We start from the raw sequence: 17,710 nt of genomic DNA on the forward strand, positions 1-17,710 counted from the left end.
CCTAGGTCACGATGCGACGAGCCAGATCCTCCCAGCCGTCGGCCAATCGCTCCGCGCTCATGCCGACGTCGCGGATCTGGTGCAGCACGAGCGTCGCCTCGAGCTGAGCGAGAAGTGCATAGGCCAGAAGTGGAATGTCGCCCTCGACCCCGGCCTGGCGGAGCAGCGTCGTCACGTGGGTGAGGCCGACGGCGTGGGCGGGGGCAGCGAACCGGGACACTGCCGAGTTCTCCGCGGCGCGCAGAACCTCGCCCTGTACCTCGACCAGGTCGAGACGGGCTCGTCCGTAGGCGATCAGGCGGTCGATCGGGGGAGCGCCGGGGCCCAGAGGCGGAGGTCCGAACATGAAGGACTGTTGGAGCTCGCGCTCGGTGTGGTCGAGCAGGGCCAGCATCAGACCTGCGCGACTTCCGAAGCGTCGGAACACGGTGCCCTTGCCGACGCCGGCGCGGGTCGCGACGGCGTCCATGGTCAGGGCATCCGCCCCCCGCTCGTCGACCAGCCCCACCGCGGCGTCGAGAAGCAGCCGGCGGTTGCGAGCGGCGTCGCAGCGCTCTGTGTCGTCGGCTGCCAACGGCAGAGGGGCGCGGGTCACACCCCCACGATACCTTCTGTCGGAAGAAACTGGACTACGGTCCGGTTGTACGTCACGAACGTCCGTCATCGAAAGGGATCCACTCATGAGCCGCGTCATCGCACTCGTCGGCAGCCTCCGCGCCGAATCCATCACTCGCCGACTCGCCGAGACCGCCTCGACCGTCGCACCCGAGGGCGTCGAGGTCGTCATCCACGAGGGTCTCGCCGATCTACCCTTCTACAACGAGGACCTCGACACCCCCGAGAAGCTCGCCGACCTCGGTGCCGTCACCGCACTGCGTGAGGCCGTTGCCGGAGCGGACGCACTGCTGCTGCTGACGCCCGAGTACAACGGCACCATCCCCGCCGTCCTGAAGAACGCGATCGACTGGCTCTCGCGGCCGTACGGCGCCGGCGCCATCTCGGGTAAGCCGACCGCTGTCATCAGCTCGTCGCCGAGTGCCAACGCCGGTCGTTGGGCCAAGGAGGACACCGCCAAGGCTGCCGGTATCGCGGGCGCATCCGTGCTCGACGACGTCGACCTGGCCATCGATGGGATCGTGGCCGCGATCGACGGCGCACACCCACGTGAGAACTCACAGATCGCGTCGGACATCGCCGATGTAGTGACAGCACTCACGGGCACGGCTCTGGTCGACGCCTGACTACACCTCGCGACGCGCCCGGGAGGGTGCGACACGCCGTCGATTCTCGGTTGCGACCAGGTAATTCCACGAGTGTCATTACAAAGTGTGGTGTTGCCTTGCGCTGTCGGACACTAGGTGTAGTGTCTTGAACACCGAGAGGCCACAACGGCTCGAGGCCCGCGCCACCCCGATTTTCCATCGTGGAGGCGCGGGTCGAGCCTGGTTTACCGGTCAGCTTCCGGGTGGTGTACACGTCAGGTTCAGCGGGGATCCAGTCCACGTTCCTGCAGTGCGATGTCACCGCGGAGAGGGCGACGTCAGGACGACAGCGAGCGCGCCCGGGTCGTGAGTACTTCTCACGGTCGGGACACACGACGCACGCGATGTAGGAGAAGAGGGACCATGAGCGCCACCACCGTCACCGTTTACACCAAGCCGGCCTGCGTGCAGTGCAAGGCGACGTACCGCGCACTCGACAAAGAGGGCATCGAGTACGACGTCATCGACATCTCGATGGACCCCGAGGCGCGTGACTACGTCATGGCCCTCGGTTACCTGCAGGCGCCCGTCGTCGTCGCCGGCGACGATCACTGGTCCGGCTTCCGCCCCGACCGCATCAAGACCCTCGTCACCGCTGCTGCCTGAAGCGCTCCGGCCGCCCCGCTCGACGGGGACGGTCACGGTGAGTCCCCGACTCACCTCTGACGCGCGGCGTCGCGCCGCACGAGTCGTCCACAGTCAGTCGTCACCGAAGGTGGAGCAATGTCCGAGTCGCTGGTCTACTTCTCGAGTGTCTCGGAGAACACCCACCGATTCGTCGAGAAGCTCGATCTTCCGGCGACGCGCATTCCCCTTCGATACCCGCGTGACGGCATCACGATCGACCGTCCCTACGTCCTGGTGCTCCCCACGTACGGCGGCGGCGCGACCGCTACCGGTCGGGACACCGGCTACGTACCCAAGCCGGTCGTCAAATTCCTGAACGACGTTCACAACCGATCGCTCATCCGCGCCGTCATCGCGGGAGGGAACACCAACTTCGGTGACACCTACTGCTTCGCCGGCGACGTCGTGTCGAGCAAATGTCACGTCCCGTTCCTCTATCGCTTCGAAGTGATGGGGACGGCGTACGACGTGGAGCGGGTCCGAGAGGGCCTCGCAGAATTCTGGGCGCGTCTCGACGCGCCCTGCACCATCTGAACCCGAACATTCCCGATCTCAGGAGTACGCACATGGCACCGACCATCACCGACTCGTCGCCGGCCGTGTCGCGACACGAGGATGCCGAGCTCGACTACCACGCTCTCAACGCAATGCTCAATCTGTACGGGCCCAACGGTGAGATCCAGTTCGAGAAGGACCGTGAGGCGGCGCGCGCGTACTTCCTGCAGCACGTCAACCAGAACACCGTCTTCTTCCACAACCTGGACGAGAAGCTGGACTACCTCGTCGAGGAGAACTACTACGAGGCAGAGGTTCTCGACCAGTACTCCCGGTCGTTCGTCAAGGGCCTGATCGAGCACGCGTACTCGAAGAAGTTCCGCTTCCCGACGTTCCTGGGAGCGTTCAAGTACTACACCTCCTACACCCTGAAGACGTTCGACGGTAAGCGATACCTGGAGCGCTTCGAGGATCGTGTGTGCATGGTCGCGCTGACGTTGGCAGCCGGCAACGAGGTTCTCGCGACCGATCTGGTCGACGAGATCATCGCCGGTCGCTTCCAGCCCGCCACCCCGACATTCCTGAACTCCGGTAAGAAGCAGCGCGGCGAGCCCGTGTCCTGCTTCCTGCTGCGCATCGAGGACAACATGGAGTCCATCGGTCGCTCCATCAACTCGGCCCTGCAGCTCTCCAAGCGCGGCGGCGGAGTTGCCCTGCTGCTCAGCAACATCCGTGAGTCCGGTGCTCCGATCAAGCGCATCGAGAACCAGTCCTCCGGCGTCATCCCCATCATGAAGCTGCTCGAGGACTCCTTCTCCTACGCCAATCAGCTCGGCGCTCGCCAGGGTGCGGGGGCCGTGTACCTGCACGCCCACCACCCCGACGTCTACAAGTTCCTCGACACCAAGCGCGAGAACGCCGACGAGAAGATCCGCATCAAGACGCTGTCCCTCGGCATCGTGATCCCCGACATCACGTTCGAGCTGGCGAAGAAGAACGAGGACATGTACCTCTTCTCGCCGTACGACGTCGAGCGCATCTACGGCGTGCCCTTCGCCGACATCAACGTCTCCGAGAAGTACCACGAGATGGTCGACGACAAGCGCATCCGCAAGACCAAGATCAAGGCGCGCGAGTTCTTCCAGACCCTCGCGGAACTGCAGTTCGAGTCCGGCTACCCGTACATCATGTTCGAGGACACCGTGAATCGCGCCAACCCGGTGGCCGGCAAGATCACGCACTCCAACCTGTGCTCGGAGATCCTGCAGGTGTCCACGCCGTCGACGTTCAACGAAGATCTGTCGTACAGCCATGTGGGCAAGGACATCTCGTGCAACCTGGGGTCGCTGAACATCGCCAAGACGATGGACTCGCCCGACTTCGCCCAGACCATCGAGGTCGCCATCCGCGGATTGACCGCGGTGTCCGATCAGACGCACATATACTCCGTGCCGTCGATCGAGCAGGGCAACAACACCTCCCACGCCATCGGCCTCGGCCAGATGAACCTGCACGGCTACCTCGCCCGTGAGCGCATCTACTACGGCAGCGACGAGGGCATCGACTTCACCGACATCTACTTCTACACGGTGTTGTTCCATGCTCTGCGTGCGTCGAACCGGCTCGCCATCGAGCGCGGCACCTACTTCGGCGGGTTCCCCGAGTCCAAGTACGCGTCCGGCGAATTCTTCGACAAGTACACCGAGCAGGTGTGGGAGCCGAAGAGCGACCGTGTCCGGGAACTGTTCTCCACGAGCGGCATTCACATCCCGACGCAGGAAGACTGGGTCGAGTTGAAGGCGTCCGTGCAGCAGCACGGCATCTACAACCAGAACCTCCAGGCCGTCCCGCCGACCGGGTCGATCTCTTACATCAACTACTCCACCAGCTCCATCCACCCGGTGGCGTCGAAGATCGAGATCCGCAAGGAAGGCAAGATCGGCCGCGTCTACTACCCGGCGCCGTACCTGACCAACGACAACCTGGAGTACTACCAGGACGCGTACGAGATCGGGTACGAGAAGATCATCGACACCTACGCCGCGGCGACGCAGCACGTCGATCAGGGCCTGTCCCTCACCCTGTTCTTCAAGGACACCGCCAGCACCCGCGACATCAACAAGGCGCAGATCTACGCATGGCGTAAGGGCATCAAGACGCTGTACTACATCCGTCTGCGTCAGATGGCCCTCGAGGGGACCGAGGTGGAGGGTTGCGTCAGCTGCATGTTGTGACCCCGGGCGACACCGAGGGGCACCTGAAGGGATCCATCAGGCGCCGCGTGTAACGCTGTGCCGGCGGCGACGGAGCGACAGTTCCGTCGCCGCTTTTGTTGTGTCAGAACAGTTTTCGGTTTTTCGGCCGACAGAATTAAGTCGCTTCATTCCGGCGAGCCGGTTCTCATCGATGGGGACTTGGTCTAAACTCGTACTGGTGTGAGGGTGCGATTTACGCTACCCGGGCCATCGTCCGCACATCCGGAGTATTCGTCCGGACGGCAGTGGCAGGCCTACACAGAAACTCGAGAGACGGGACCGCATGACCATTGCGAATGCTGCTAGCAGCCCTGCGGGCGTTGCGCGCCCGAAACTCATCGATCGCGTCTCCGCGATCAACTGGAACCGTGTCGTAGACGACAAGGATTCCGAGGTCTGGGATCGGCTCACCAGCAACTTCTGGCTGCCCGAGAAGGTGCCGATCTCGAACGACATCCCGTCCTGGGAGACGCTGACCGAGGTCGAGAAGCAGCTGACCATGCGGGTCTTCACGGGGTTGACGCTGCTCGACACGATTCAGGGCACCGTCGGCGCCGTGTCACTGATTCCGGACGCCATCACTCCGCACGAGGAGGCGGTGTACACCAACATCTCGTTCATGGAGTCGGTGCACGCCAAGTCCTACTCGTCGATCTTCTCGACGCTGTGCTCCACGCGCGACATCGACGACGCGTTCCGCTGGTCCGAGGAGAACGCGAACCTGCAGCGCAAGGCGTCCATCGTCATGGACTACTACAAGGGCGACGACCCGCTCAAGCGCAAGGTGGCCTCCACCCTGCTCGAGTCGTTCCTCTTCTACTCCGGCTTCTACCTGCCGATGTACTGGTCCTCGCGGGCCAAGCTCACCAACACGGCCGACCTCGTTCGTCTGATCATCCGCGACGAAGCCGTGCACGGGTACTACATCGGCTACAAGTACCAGCGCGGACTCGAGACCCGTTCGCCGGCCGAGCGCGAAGAGCTGAAGAACTACACGTTCGACCTGCTCTTCGAGCTGTACGAGAACGAGACCGAGTACACGCAGGACCTTTACGACGAGGTCGGTCTGACCGAGGACGTCAAGAAGTTCCTGCGCTACAACGCCAACAAGGCTCTGATGAACCTCGGTTACGAAGGCTTGTTCCCCAAGGACGAGTGCGACGTCAACCCGGCCATCCTGTCGGCGCTCTCACCCAACGCCGACGAGAACCACGACTTCTTCTCGGGCTCGGGCAGCTCCTACGTCATCGGTAAGGCAGTCACCACCGAAGACGACGACTGGGACTTCTGACCCACGTCACCTCAGGGCACCATCCGCATCGCGGGTGGTGCCCTAATTCGTGTTCGCGCATGCACGAGCGGGTGTGGAGCCGCGCCTTCCCGCAACGGTTGTAGCAACCTGCAACGGTTGTAGCCGTTGCAGGTTGCCGGAACCGTTGCGGGAGTCCTGGGTGGCCGCACTCCTCCGGGCGCCTGGAGATTTCGAGGTCTCATGCTCCAGTTCCCGCAACCCGCTTCGGTAGTAACGGGAGCGGGTTGCTGAAACCGGAGCACGTGCGGCGCCGCGCCTTCCCGCAACGGCTGTAGCAACTTGCAACGGTTGGGGCCGTTGCAGGTTGCCGGAACCGTTGCGGGAGTCCCGGTGGTGGCCAGGTGCCGCGCAGACCTGCACACAAAACGCGTCGGCAGGGCCGGATGTGTCCTGGCGGCACAGGTTGTGTGCAGTCCGCGCCACCTACTGCCGGAACCAGGCCTCCGGGCCGTGGTCGAGAGCTTTGGCGATGCGGAGAGCCGAGGTGTCGGTGATGTCCGCGGGCAGCGCATCACGGGCGAACCACTGCACGTCGAGGTTCTCGTCGTCGGACACTCGCGCGTCACCACTGACGTACCGGGCGAGGAAGCAGATGTCGACGTACTGGGCGCGGTCACCGTTGGGATAGACGATCGGTTCGGTGACGTCGACACTCGTCAACCGCACGAGCTCGGCGGTGACACCTGTCTCCTCGGCGATCTCGCGGAGCGCGGCAGGCCCGGGTTCCTCACCGGGTTCGAGCACACCGGACACCACAGCCCAGAGGCCGTTGTCCGTGCGACGGGTCAGCAGCAGCCTGTCGTCGGCGTCGAGGACGACTGCGCTGACACCGGCGAGCCAGAGCGGGTCGTGGCCGATCGCGGTGCGCAGGGTCGTGATGAATTCGGGAATCGGCACCCGGTGGACGCTACCGAGGTGTCAGACGTAGCCGTTGAGCGAGTTCGAGATGTCGGTGAGAACGGCTCCGGCAGCCACGAGACCGTCGCCGGACCACACGGTGTCGTCGACGCTGAACACTCGGCTGTCGGTGACGGCGCCGAGGTCCTTCCAGGCGTCGGACTCCATGACGGACGTGCCGTGTTCCAGGCCGTCCTGTCCGTCGAACAACACGTAGATCAGGTCACCCTCGGCGTCGGACGGGTCGTCCGCGGAGAGTGGCCGCGTCGCACCCTGCTGAGGCCCGGGTCGACGGACGCCGGCCTGCGCCAGCACCTGGCCCGCGAAACTGTCGTCTCCGAGGAGCTGTGCGTCACCGGCGCCGAACCGCACGACCGATGCTTCGGTGATGGACGAGTTCTGCCGACGGCCGACGTCCTCGGCGCGTGCTCGGTACTGCTCGGTGGCCCGGGTGGCGGCATCGCGACGGCCCATCGCCGCGGCGGCCAGGGTCGAACGCTCCAGCCACGACGAGGATGCACGCGTCAGCACGGTGGGGGCGATGCCGTCGAGCTGCGCCGTCACGGACGGGTCGAGGGAGTCGGCGCCGATGATGACGTCCGGAGAGAGCGCGCGGATCGCGTCGAGGTCCGGGCTGCCCTCGGGCCCGACGCCGGGAATCTCGGCGATGCCGGTGCCGAGGTAGTCGGGCCGCAGCAGGGCGGACGGGGGAGCGGTAGGCGCGAGGGGAGCGGTCGGTGCGCCGACGACGCGCTCCCACATTCCGACGGCGCACGAGGAGTCGAGAGCGGTCATGGACAGCACCACGATGCGCTGCGGGTCGGCCGGGACCGTGGTGGATCTGCCACCGGCGACGACCAGGCGCGAATCGCCCTGCCGACCGAGAGTGTCCACGGGCTGTTCGGGGGCGCACAGACCCACCGTGTCGCGCTCGATACCCACGACGCCGGCTCCGGCGACGTTGGTGGTGGTGCGCACGATGGTGGACGCATCGTCGCTCGATGTGTCTCCGCAGGCGGCCAGGAAGAGGAATGTGGGAACGGTCGCGAGGGCGACTGCTGTCCGGCTGAGACGACGAGAACGATCCGACATGGCGACGACCCTACGCACCCTCTCGAGCACTGCCGGAACGGACACTCGGGCGGAAGTACGACACAGAGTAGGACCAGTGCCACGGTTGGTCCTGCAGGGGGTTACGATCCTTACAGCGCACTAATTTACTGCGTTCACCTCGGGCACGGGGGGACGCTTTCAGGAGGATCAGTGACTGCCCTAGCGCCCCAGCCAGTCCCCGAGCTGACGGCTACCCGGCCGTACCCGCCCCGTTTGGGGCCCAAGGGATCGTTCATCCACAAGATGGTCACGACGACGGACCCCAAGGTCCTCGGGATCATGTACATGGTCACGTCGTTCGGCTTCTTCTTGTTCGGTGGCGTCCTGGCTCTGCTCATGCGCGCGGAACTCGCCCTCCCGGGCATGCAGTTCCTCTCGAACGAGCAGTACAACCAGCTCTTCACCATGCACGGCACGATCATGCTGCTGCTGTACGCGACGCCCATCGTGTTCGCGTTCGCCAACTACATCCTGCCGCTGCAGATCGGTGCGCCCGACGTGGCGTTCCCGCGTCTGAACGCGTTCAGCTACTGGCTGTACCTGTTCGGCGCACTCATCGCCTCGGCCGGCTTCATCACCCCCGGCGGCGCAGCGGACTTCGGCTGGACGGCATACACGCCGTTGACCGACGCCGTGCACTCCCCGGGCGTGGGCGCCGACTTCTGGATCATGGGCCTCGCGCTCTCGGGCCTCGGCACCATCCTCGGTGGCGTGAACATGATCACGACGGTCATCTGCCTGCGTGCTCCGGGCATGACCATGTTCCGTATGCCGATCTTCACCTGGAACATCTTCGTGACGATGATCCTGGTGCTGCTCGCCTTCCCGCTGCTCACTGCGGCACTGCTGGGACTGGCTGCCGATCGACACCTGGGCGCGCACCTCTTCGACCCTGCAACGGGCGGTGTGTTGCTGTGGCAGCACCTGTTCTGGTTCTTCGGTCACCCCGAGGTCTACATCATCGCGTTGCCCTTCTTCGGCATCGTGTCGGAGATCTTCCCGGTGTTCTCGCGTAAGCCGCTCTTCGGCTACACCGGCCTGATCTACGCCACCATCGCCATCGCGGCCCTGTCGATCGCCGTGTGGGCTCACCACATGTACGCGACCGGTGCGGTGCTGCTGCCGTTCTTCTCCTTCATGACGTTCCTCATCGCGGTTCCGACCGGTGTGAAGTTCTTCAACTGGATCGGCACGATGTGGAAGGGCCAGCTCACCTTCGAGACCCCGATGCTGTTCTCGGTCGGCTTCCTGGTGACGTTCCTCTTCGGTGGTCTGTCCGGCGTGCTGCTCGCCAGCCCGCCCATCGACTTCCACGTCACCGACTCGTACTTCGTGGTGGCGCACTTCCACTACGTGCTCTTCGGCACCATCGTGTTCGCCACCTACGCCGGCATTTACTTCTGGTTCCCGAAGATGACGGGCCGGATGATGGACGAGGCTCTGGGCAAGTGGCACTTCTGGGCGACGTTCGTCGGCTTCCACGCCACGTTCCTCGTGCAGCACTGGCTCGGCGCCGAGGGATTCCCGCGTCGCTACGCGGACTACCTCCCGTCCGACGGCTTCACGGTCCTGAACTCGATCTCGACGGTCGGTGCGTTCGTCCTCGGTGCCTCGACGCTGCCGTTCCTCTGGAACGTCTTCAAGAGCTACCGCTACGGCGAGGTCGTCACGGTCGACGATCCGTGGGGCTACGGCAACTCCCTCGAGTGGGCCACCAGCTGCCCGCCCCCGCGCCACAACTTCGTCGAGTTGCCGCGCATCCGCTCCGAGCGCCCCGCGTTCGAGCTGCACTACCCGCACATGGTCGAGCGCATGCGCGACGAGGCTCACGTCGGACCCGGCCACGGTGGCGGCAAGACGACCGAGGTTCTCGAGCAGGCACGACGCTCTCCGATCGCGACCAGCGATCACGAGGGCTCGGGCGACCGCGACAAGTAGTCCGCTCGATCCCGTCCGGTCGCAGTCGACAGAGGCCGGAACAGTCACGGCGATCAGCCCCTCCCTTCACGGTGAGGGGCTTTTCGCATGAAGAGGAGATTCGACTCACTGTGAACGCACCGCAATCGCCCGCATCCGTCCTGGTGACGGTGACCGGCGCCGACAAGCCCGGTGTCACATCCGTCCTGTTCGCGTCATTGGCGCGACACGACGTCAGCGTCGTCGACGTCGAACAGGTGGTCATCCGGGGACGTCTCACACTCGGCGTCCTGGGCAGCTGCCCCGGCGACGTCGAGAACCTCCAGGAACACCTCGAGGAGGCCATGCGGACGGTCGGCGTGCACGTCGACGTCGAGGTCGGCGGGGAGCACGGCCGGTCGCCGTTGTCGACGCACGTCGTGGTGGTGCTGGGTCGCCCGGTGACCGCGCGGGCCATCAGCGTCCTGTCGCGGGAACTGGCTCGTCTGGGTGCGAACATCGACTCCATCCGTGGCATCGCGGACTACCCGGTCACGGGACTCGAACTGTTGGTGTCCGCCCGGCCCGAGGTCGTCGGCGGCCCGTCCGCCGACGAGGCGGATGCGGACCTGCGGCAGTCACTCGCCACCGTGGCGGCGGGAGTGGGTATCGATGTCGCGGTGGAGCGCTCGGGCCTTGCCCGCCGCGCGAAGCGGCTCATCGTGTTCGACGTCGACTCGACTCTGGTCCAGGGCGAGGTCATCGAGATGCTCGCTGCGCGCGCCGGCGTGGAGGACGAGGTACGCGCCGTCACCGAAGCCGCGATGCGCGGAGAGATCGACTTCGCGGAATCGCTGCATCGCCGCGTGGCGACGCTGGCGGGACTGGACGCGTCGGTTATCGACGACGTCGCCGAGGATCTGGAACTGACGCCGGGCGCTCGCACCACCATCCGCACTCTCCGACGCCTGGGCTACCACTGCGGTGTGGTGTCCGGCGGTTTCCGGCAGGTGATCGAAGGATTGGCGCACGAGCTCGAACTGGACTTCGTCAAGGCGAACACCCTGGAGATCGTCGACGGCAAACTCACCGGCCGCGTGATCGGTGACGTGGTGGACCGTGCTGCCAAGGCGGTCGCACTGCGGCAGTTCGCATCCCAGGTCGGGGTGCCGATGGAGCAGACAGTCGCGGTGGGCGACGGAGCCAACGACATCGACATGCTCACCGCTGCCGGACTCGGCATCGCCTTCAACGCGAAGCCGGCGTTGCGGGAGGTCGCGGACGCCGCGCTCTCGTACCCGTTCCTCGACGCACTGCTCTTCGTTCTGGGTGTCACCCGCGGCGAGATCGAGGCCGCCGATTCCCTGGACGGCGTCGTCCGACGCATCCCGATCCAGTGACGGAGCCGGTGGCGGAGGCCGTCGAGCCGATAGCCCCGTCGACACTCGAGGAGCGGCACGCGCTGCTGGTGGCGGGCACGAGCGAGGCGGAGTCGTACGGATCACGCGTCGACCCCGACGATCCCGCCGACGTTCGAGCGATGCCGATCGTGCTGCACATCCCCAAGGTCGACCCGCCGGCTCGCTCCGATCTGCTCGAAGCGGCAGCCACGGCGACAATGCGGGTGTGTCTCGACGAGCGCATCGCGCCCGGTGGTCCGTGGCACGAGGAGTACATCGCGTGGCTCGGCGCCCGTATCCGGAAGGTCTCGCGGCGCGCTCGTGGGGCACAGTGGGCGGCCGCTCAGGACGTGGACGGTGTGACCGTCGAGGTGAACGGGGCGCAGGCGCGTGCCTACGTGCCGTGCCGCGTCGGCGCGCTCGATCCACGCCTGCGCAAGCTGCAGGTGGGCGGGACCGATCTCGAGCGCGACGATCCGGGTCCTCACCGCGACGGTGCGGTCCGGCTCTGGGTGAACGAGGCACTGGAGATGACCGTCGGAAAGACGGCGGCGCAGGTCGGCCATGCCGTCATGCTCGCGGCCGGGGCCATGAGCGCGGACGACGTCGCGCGGTGGGGCGAGACCGGGTGGGCCACGTCCGTCCGCGACGCCGATCCGGAGACGTGGGCGCGACTGGTCGCCGAGGCCGAGCGGGGAACTGCCGTCGGGGTGCGGGACGCCGGCTACACCGAGGTGGCGCCGGGGTCCATGACGGTGATCGCGGACCTGACGGTGCGCTAGAGCGAGACGTACACCAGGACGATCGGACCCCGAACGCGCACACTACTTCCCGACGCCACCGGCTCCGTGGACGCCGGTCGGCCGTCGGGCGTCGCGGAGTCGAAGACGGGGACGTACCGCGCTGCCTCGCCGGGACCGTGGCGGCGGTGATCGGGAACGACGATGTCCGCGTCGCCGCCCGAATGCAGAACCAGCAGAGCCGATTCGAAGGTCGGCGCCGGTGATCCTTCGGTCCGCAGAGTGGGGATGCGGACGTCCGAGCCGTCGACCCACGCCTGGAGGGTTCGGGCCGAGTCGTCGTTCCACCGGTCGCCGACGATCTCGGTGCCCCCGACGTCGAACCACATGAGATCGGGTTCCCCGCTCGGGGTGTCGCGTCCCGCGAAGAACTCCTGCTGCCGGAGCACGGGCGCATTCCGCCGGAACTTCAGTGCGCGTGCGAGAGTCGATGTCAGGTCGTCGTCGCGTGTGGACCAGTCGATGGCGTGGGCCTGCGCCGCAGGGGTGTCCTGCGGCACGCAGTACGCGTTGTTGTTGCCGTGCTGGGTGTGTCCCAGTTCGTCGCCGGCGAGGAACATCGGCGTGCCCGTGGACAACGCCAGGGTGGACAGGATCGCCCGGACGTGGCGATCCCGTGCGGCCAGCACGTCGGGATCGTCGGTGGGGCCTTCGACGCCGTGATCGACCGACAGGTTGTTGTCCGTTCCGTCGCGGTTGTCCTCGCCGTTCGCCTCGTTGTGCTTGTGCTTGTACGACACCAGGTCTCGCGCGGTGAAGCCGTCGTGAGCGGTGACGAAGTTGACGGAGGCCCACGGCCGGCGCCCGGTCGGAGCGTAGAGATCCTCGGACCCGGCGATGCGCGACGCGAGTTCTCGCACGCCGCCGTGGCCGGTGAAGAAGCGCCGGACGGTGTCGCGGTAGCGGTCGTTCCATTCGCTCCAGACGCCCCCGAAGCCGCCGACCTGGTAGCCGGGTCCCGTGGCGTCCCAGGGCTCGGCGATCAGCTTCGTCCGGCACAGCACCGGGTCCGCGGCGATGGCGGTGAGCAACGGTGCGCGGGTGTCGAAGCGCCACCCGCCGGGTCGGCCGAGCGTGCTGGCCAGGTCGAAGCGGAAGCCGTCGACACCCAGTTCGGTGACCCAGTAGCGGAGGGAGTCGCACACCATCCGGACGACAGTGGGAGACGCCGCGTCGAGAGTGTTGCCGCATCCCGTCAGATCGATGTCGTGTCCGCGCTCGTCGAGGAGGTAGTACCCACGAGCGTCGAAACCCCTCCAGGACAACGACGGTCCGTCGACGCCACCCTCGCAGGTGTGGTTGTAGACCACGTCGAGGATCACCTCGATGCCTGCGTCGTGGAAGGTGTCGACCATGGTGCGGAACTCGTCGACCTCCGCACCGGGAACGCTGGCGTAGGACGGTTCGACCGCGAAGTACGACCCGGTCGAATATCCCCAGTGGTTCCGCATCCCACGGGCGCGGACACCGGGCTCGGTGAGGCAGGCGTGCACCGGGAGGAGTTCGACCGCGGTGATTCCGAGCGAGAGGAGGTGATCGACGACGGCCGGCTCGGCGAGGCCGAGATATGTTCCGCGCAGGGGTTCGGGGACCGACGGGTGCGCCCCGGTGTAGGACCCCACGTGAAGTTCGTAGATCACCGTACGGTCCCAGTCCGTTTCGAGCCGCGAGCGATCGGTGACATCCTGCGGTGCGGTGACCACCGCGAGCGGAACGTGTCCGAGTGAGTCCAGCGTCGACGGGGGGCCGAACGGGTCGTCCCGGTAGGGCAGGAGCCGTTGCGCGTCGCCGAGGGCGCCGATGATGCGGCGCGCGTACGGGTCGAGGAGGATCTTGTTCGGGTCGAACCGGTGCCCCGCCTCGGGATTCCACGGCCCCGACACCCGGTAGCCGTACACGGTTCCGGCTCCCGCATCGGAGACCACTCCGTGCCAGATTCCGTACGTACGCTCCGTCAGGCGGTACCGCGTCTCGACGGGGGACGGGTCTCCCGGCGTCACGATGCACAGGTCGACGGACTCGGCGTCGGGTGCGTGGACGGCGAAGGCGACACCCTCGTCGCACAGGTGCGATCCCAGAGGGAAGGGTCGGCCGGCCCCGGCTCGGTGGTTCTGTTCGTGCGACACGCGTGATGATCCTGCCGTGTCTGGGCCCGGCGTGTGGGAGAAGATGGTCTCGTGTCCGAACCTGACCCAGACCTGCTCGTCGAACTCACCGATGTTTCCGTCGTCCGTGGAGGTACGACGCTCGTCGGTCCGGTGTCGTGGAACGTCGAACTGGACGAGCGATGGGTCGTGCTGGGCCCGAACGGCGCCGGCAAGACCACGTTGCTGCGGGTCGCGGCCGCGGAGTTGTACCCGACCACGGGTGTCGCCAACGTTCTGGGCGAATCTCTCGGCCACGTCGACATCTCCGAGTTGAAGCCACGTATCGGCTTGTCCTCGTCGTCGCTGGCGGGACGCATTCCCGCCGACGAGGTGGTCGCGGACCTGGTCGTGTCCGCCGGCTACGCCGTGCTCGGCCGGTGGCGGGAGAAGTACGACGCCGTCGACGACGAGCGTGCGGTGAACATGCTCGAGACGGCGGGAATCGAACACCTCGCACGCCGCACGTTCGGCACTCTGTCCGAGGGTGAGCGCAAGCGGGTGCTCATCGCCCGTGCGTTGATGACCGATCCCGAACTGCTGCTCCTCGACGAACCCGCTGCAGGTCTCGACCTGGGCGGCCGCGAGGACCTCGTGGCCATCCTCACGGATCTGGCGATGGATCCGGATGCGCCGGCAACCGTGCTGATCACGCACCACGTCGAGGAGATCCCGCCCGGCTTCACACACGCGATGTTGTTGAAGGAGGGCGGCGTCGTGGCCCAGGGCCTGATCGACGACGTCATCACCGAGGAACATCTGTCGACGGCGTTCAGTCAGGGCATCGCGCTGGACCGGGTCGACGGACGATTCTTCGCCCGCCGCAAGCGGAGTCGGTCCTCGCACCGGCGCGCGAGATGAGCACTCCCGCAGCCCTGCGCGATGCGTCCACCGTCCTTCTCCTGCGCGATGGTTCGGCCGGTCTCGAGGTGTTCCTGCAACGCCGGGTCGGACGGATGGCGTTCGCTGCCGGGATGACGGTCTTCCCCGGAGGGGGAGTCGACCCGTCGGATCGCACGCCCGCCGACGGCAAGGATCGATGGGTGGGTCCCGCGCCGTCGTGGTGGGCCGAGAAGTTCGAGACCGACGACGGGACTGCCCGCGCGCTGGTCCTCGCGGCCGTGCGCGAGACGTTCGAGGAATGCGGCGTCCTGTTCGCCGGATCCGATGCGGAGTCGGTGGTCGCGGACACGGCCGAGTACGCGGAGGGTCGACGCGCGGTGGAGCGGCACGATGTGGCGTTCGGCGCTTTCCTTGCCGACGCGTCCCTGGTGGTGCGCGCCGATCTGCTGACGCCGTACGCGCGGTGGATCACCCCGGAGGGAGAGACCACACGGCGTTACGACACCAGGTTCTTCGCGGCGGCGGTGCCGTCGGGTCAGCGACCGGACGGTGAGACCTCCGAGGCGTCGGACGCGTCGTGGGTCCGCCCGTCCGTCGCGCTGGAGGAGTTACGGCGCGGCGAGCGGGTCATGTTGCCGCCCACCTGGGCCTGCCTGAGGCAGCTCGCTGCGCACGACACGGTCGAGAGCGCCATGTCCGACACGGTGGACCTCGCACCGGTGTGTCCGCGTGTCACGACCACGGACGGTGCCGTGCGGGTCGACTTCGCCGACGCCGGGGCGTACTACGCCGATCTCCCGTGACACCCACCCGGTAGCGTCCACGGGCATGGCTGAATTCGTGACCCTGGACGTCCGCGACGGCATCGGGACCATCCGCTTGTCCCGACCACCGATGAACGCGCTGAACCGACAGGTCCAGGGCGAACTGCTGGAGGTGTCGCGCGCCGCGTCGGAGAATTCCGACGTCCACGCTGTCGTCGTGTACGGCGGTGAGAAGGTGTTCGCGGCGGGCGCGGACATCAAGGAGATGGCGGCGATGTCCTTCGGGCAGATGACCGACGCCATCGGCAGCCTGCAGGCCGGGCTGGGCGCCGTGGCGGCCATTCCGAAGCCGACCGTCGCCGCGATCACGGGGTACGCGCTCGGCGGCGGCCTCGAGGTGGCACTGGCCGCGGATCGACGCATCGTGGGCGACAACGCGAAGCTGGGTGTTCCCGAGGTTCTGCTGGGGGTGATCCCCGGCGGCGGCGGCACGCAGCGGCTGGCTCGGCTCATCGGTCCGAGCAAGGCAAAGGACATGGTGTTCACGGGTCGGTTCGTCGGAGCCGAGGAAGCACTGAGCATCGGTCTCGTCGACGAGGTCGTCGCTCCCGACGCCGTCTACGAGGCGGCACTGGCATGGGCTCGGCAGTTCGTGGGTGGCGCGTCCCGCGCACTGGCCGCAGCCAAGGCGGCCGTCGACGAGGGGCTGGACACCGACCTGGCGACCGGCCTCAAGATCGAGGCGCACGTGTTCGCGTCGCTCTTCGCCACCGATGACCGGGCGATCGGCATGGCGTCGTTCCTCGAGAACGGTCCCGGTAAGGCCACCTTCACCGGCAACTGACGGACTCGCTCCTCACACCAAGTAGGCTCAACGTCCATGACCGCTCGTGAACCGCACCCCGACACCGCCGCGACGACCGACGCCGGGTCCGACCCGGCGCCGCGTCCGCACGCGAGCGCCGAGGAAGTGCAGGCTGCCCGGTCCGACACCAAGCTCGCCCAGGTGCTCTACCACGACTGGGAGGCGGAGACCTACGACGACAAGTGGTCGATCTCCTACGACGAACGCTGCATCGACTACGCCCGCGGACGGTTCGACGCCGTGGCCGGAGATCAGGCACTTCCGTACGGGCGCGCTCTGGAACTGGGCTGCGGCACCGGCTTCTTCCTGCTGAATCTGATGCAGAGCGGCGTCGCCGCCACGGGATCGGTCACCGACCTGTCCCCGGGCATGGTCAAGGTCGCACTGCGCAACGCCGAGCACCTGGGGCTCGACGTCGACGGCCGCGTCGCCGACGCGGAGACCATCCCGTACGAGGACGACACGTTCGACCTCGTCGTCGGTCACGCCGTGCTGCACCACATTCCGGATGTCGAGCAGTCGCTGCGCGAGGTTCTCCGCGTTCTCAAGCCGGGCGGGCGCTTCGTCTTCGCCGGCGAGCCGACGACGGTGGGCAACTTCTACGCCCGCTGGCTGGGACGACTGACGTGGGAAGCCACGACCCGTACGACCCGCCTGCCGTTCCTCGCCGACTGGCGGCGCCCGCAGCAGGAGCTGGACGAGTCCTCACGTGCCGCGGCTCTCGAAGCCGTGGTGGACCTGCACACGTTCGATCCGACGGAGCTCGAGAACATCGCGATCGCGGCCGGAGCCGACGATGTCCACGCCAAGACCGAGGAGTTCGCCGCGGCGCTCCTCGGATGGCCGGTGCGCACCTTCGAGGCAGCCGTACCGGCCGAGAAGTTGGGCTGGGGCTGGGCGAGGTTCGCGTTCAACGGATGGAAGTCCCTGAGCTGGTTGGACGAGAACGTGCTGCACCACGTCGTTCCGCGCGGCTACTTCTACAACGTGATGATCACCGGCACCAAGCCGGACTCCGCGTCGAGCTGACACTCTCC

At 66.6% G+C, this 17,710-nt stretch carries 16 protein-coding genes; 12 read left to right on the forward strand and 4 right to left on the reverse strand.

Going from position 1 to position 17,710, the window contains the following annotated elements; translation table 11 throughout:
* Position 1 precedes the first annotated feature (1 nt).
* Positions 2-595 (reverse strand): TetR/AcrR family transcriptional regulator, encoded by a 594-nt coding sequence (locus RU01_RS20655; protein ID WP_042576466.1) that lies wholly within the window; start codon positions 593-595, stop codon positions 2-4.
* 85 nt (positions 596-680) lie between these two features.
* Between RU01_RS20655 and RU01_RS20660 the strand changes: the two genes are divergently transcribed.
* From RU01_RS20660 to nrdF, 5 genes are all read left to right on the forward strand, one after another.
* Positions 681-1,241 (forward strand): NAD(P)H-dependent oxidoreductase, encoded by a 561-nt coding sequence (locus RU01_RS20660; protein WP_042576467.1) that lies wholly within the window; start codon positions 681-683, stop codon positions 1,239-1,241.
* Between the two features lie 384 nt (positions 1,242-1,625).
* Positions 1,626-1,868: a redoxin NrdH gene (locus RU01_RS20665; protein ID WP_042576468.1), complete on the forward strand. Its 243-nt coding sequence runs from the start codon at positions 1,626-1,628 to the stop codon at positions 1,866-1,868.
* Between the two features lie 117 nt (positions 1,869-1,985).
* Positions 1,986-2,423, forward strand: coding sequence for a class Ib ribonucleoside-diphosphate reductase assembly flavoprotein NrdI (gene nrdI, locus RU01_RS20670; protein WP_042576469.1), 438 nt, complete (start codon positions 1,986-1,988; stop codon positions 2,421-2,423).
* A gap of 32 nt (positions 2,424-2,455) precedes the next feature.
* Positions 2,456-4,618, forward strand: a complete 2,163-nt coding sequence (nrdE, locus tag RU01_RS20675; protein WP_042576470.1) for a class 1b ribonucleoside-diphosphate reductase subunit alpha — start codon at positions 2,456-2,458, stop codon at positions 4,616-4,618.
* A gap of 304 nt (positions 4,619-4,922) precedes the next feature.
* Entirely contained in the window at positions 4,923-5,930 is a 1,008-nt protein-coding gene (nrdF, locus tag RU01_RS20680) for a class 1b ribonucleoside-diphosphate reductase subunit beta (protein WP_042576471.1), read from the forward strand.
* A 444-nt stretch (positions 5,931-6,374) separates the two neighbouring features.
* On the opposite strand, the gene RU01_RS20685 is transcribed toward nrdF, so the two are convergent.
* Together RU01_RS20685 and RU01_RS20690 are read right to left on the reverse strand one after the other, a co-directional pair.
* A complete protein-coding gene (locus RU01_RS20685; protein WP_042576472.1) occupies positions 6,375-6,848 on the reverse strand; it encodes an NUDIX hydrolase in 474 nt (157 codons plus the stop codon).
* 21 nt (positions 6,849-6,869) lie between these two features.
* Positions 6,870-7,940, reverse strand: coding sequence for an ABC transporter substrate-binding protein (locus tag RU01_RS20690; RefSeq protein ID WP_042576473.1), 1,071 nt, complete (start codon positions 7,938-7,940; stop codon positions 6,870-6,872).
* A gap of 171 nt (positions 7,941-8,111) precedes the next feature.
* On the opposite strand from RU01_RS20690, the gene ctaD reads away from it, so the two are divergent.
* From ctaD to RU01_RS20705, 3 genes are all read left to right on the forward strand, one after another.
* Positions 8,112-9,899 (forward strand): aa3-type cytochrome oxidase subunit I, encoded by a 1,788-nt coding sequence (ctaD, locus tag RU01_RS20695; RefSeq protein ID WP_042576474.1) that lies wholly within the window; start codon positions 8,112-8,114, stop codon positions 9,897-9,899.
* A gap of 110 nt (positions 9,900-10,009) precedes the next feature.
* On the forward strand, positions 10,010-11,257 hold the full coding sequence (gene serB, locus RU01_RS20700; protein ID WP_082043287.1) for a phosphoserine phosphatase SerB: 1,248 nt from the start codon (positions 10,010-10,012) through the stop codon (positions 11,255-11,257).
* The gene (locus RU01_RS20705) at positions 11,254-12,039 is read left to right on the forward strand and encodes an aminoacyl-tRNA hydrolase (protein WP_042576475.1); all 786 of its coding nucleotides are present in this window, start codon (positions 11,254-11,256) and stop codon (positions 12,037-12,039) included. Before serB ends, RU01_RS20705 begins: the two co-directional genes overlap by 4 nt.
* On the opposite strand, the gene glgX is transcribed toward RU01_RS20705, so the two are convergent.
* On the reverse strand, positions 12,036-14,183 hold the full coding sequence (gene glgX / locus RU01_RS20710) for a glycogen debranching protein GlgX (RefSeq protein ID WP_042576476.1): 2,148 nt from the start codon (positions 14,181-14,183) through the stop codon (positions 12,036-12,038). The two genes, RU01_RS20705 and glgX, sit on opposite strands and share 4 nt — an antisense overlap.
* 51 nt (positions 14,184-14,234) lie before the next feature.
* Here glgX and RU01_RS20715 point away from each other — a divergent pair, with 51 nt between their 5' ends.
* From RU01_RS20715 to RU01_RS20730, 4 genes are read left to right on the forward strand one after another with little or no spacing between them, the layout of a single operon-like run.
* A complete protein-coding gene (locus tag RU01_RS20715) occupies positions 14,235-15,062 on the forward strand; it encodes an ABC transporter ATP-binding protein (protein ID WP_042576477.1) in 828 nt (275 codons plus the stop codon).
* Complete coding sequence (locus tag RU01_RS20720; RefSeq protein WP_042576478.1) at positions 15,059-15,847, forward strand: NUDIX hydrolase; 789 nt, start codon at positions 15,059-15,061, stop codon at positions 15,845-15,847. The genes RU01_RS20715 and RU01_RS20720 overlap by 4 nt, the downstream gene beginning before the upstream one ends.
* A 25-nt stretch (positions 15,848-15,872) precedes the next feature.
* The gene (locus tag RU01_RS20725) at positions 15,873-16,652 is read left to right on the forward strand and encodes an enoyl-CoA hydratase/isomerase family protein (RefSeq protein WP_042576479.1); all 780 of its coding nucleotides are present in this window, start codon (positions 15,873-15,875) and stop codon (positions 16,650-16,652) included.
* A gap of 36 nt (positions 16,653-16,688) precedes the next feature.
* On the forward strand, positions 16,689-17,702 hold the full coding sequence (locus tag RU01_RS20730) for a class I SAM-dependent methyltransferase (RefSeq protein WP_042576480.1): 1,014 nt from the start codon (positions 16,689-16,691) through the stop codon (positions 17,700-17,702).
* The last annotated feature ends 8 nt before the right edge of the window (positions 17,703-17,710 follow it).

Origin of the sequence: Rhodococcus sp. MEB064, from assembly GCF_000834565.1 — a bacterium.
Taxonomy (GTDB): Bacteria; Actinomycetota; Actinomycetes; order Mycobacteriales; family Mycobacteriaceae; genus Rhodococcoides.

What these genes read in the sequence shown, in the direction of transcription:
- RU01_RS20660 (WP_042576467.1), top strand. Translation starts at nt 681, where the DNA reads ATGAGCCGCGTCATCGCACTCGTCGGCAGCCTCCGCGCCGAATCCATC.
- RU01_RS20665 (WP_042576468.1), top strand. Translation starts at nt 1,626, where the DNA reads ATGAGCGCCACCACCGTCACCGTTTACACCAAGCCGGCCTGCGTGCAG.
- nrdI (WP_042576469.1), top strand. Translation starts at nt 1,986, where the DNA reads ATGTCCGAGTCGCTGGTCTACTTCTCGAGTGTCTCGGAGAACACCCAC.
- nrdE (WP_042576470.1), top strand. Translation starts at nt 2,456, where the DNA reads ATGGCACCGACCATCACCGACTCGTCGCCGGCCGTGTCGCGACACGAG.
- nrdF (WP_042576471.1), top strand. Translation starts at nt 4,923, where the DNA reads ATGACCATTGCGAATGCTGCTAGCAGCCCTGCGGGCGTTGCGCGCCCG.
- RU01_RS20690 (WP_042576473.1), bottom strand. Translation starts at nt 7,940, where the DNA reads ATGTCGGATCGTTCTCGTCGTCTCAGCCGGACAGCAGTCGCCCTCGCG.
- RU01_RS20720 (WP_042576478.1), top strand. Translation starts at nt 15,059, where the DNA reads ATGAGCACTCCCGCAGCCCTGCGCGATGCGTCCACCGTCCTTCTCCTG.
- RU01_RS20725 (WP_042576479.1), top strand. Translation starts at nt 15,873, where the DNA reads ATGGCTGAATTCGTGACCCTGGACGTCCGCGACGGCATCGGGACCATC.
- RU01_RS20730 (WP_042576480.1), top strand. Translation starts at nt 16,689, where the DNA reads ATGACCGCTCGTGAACCGCACCCCGACACCGCCGCGACGACCGACGCC.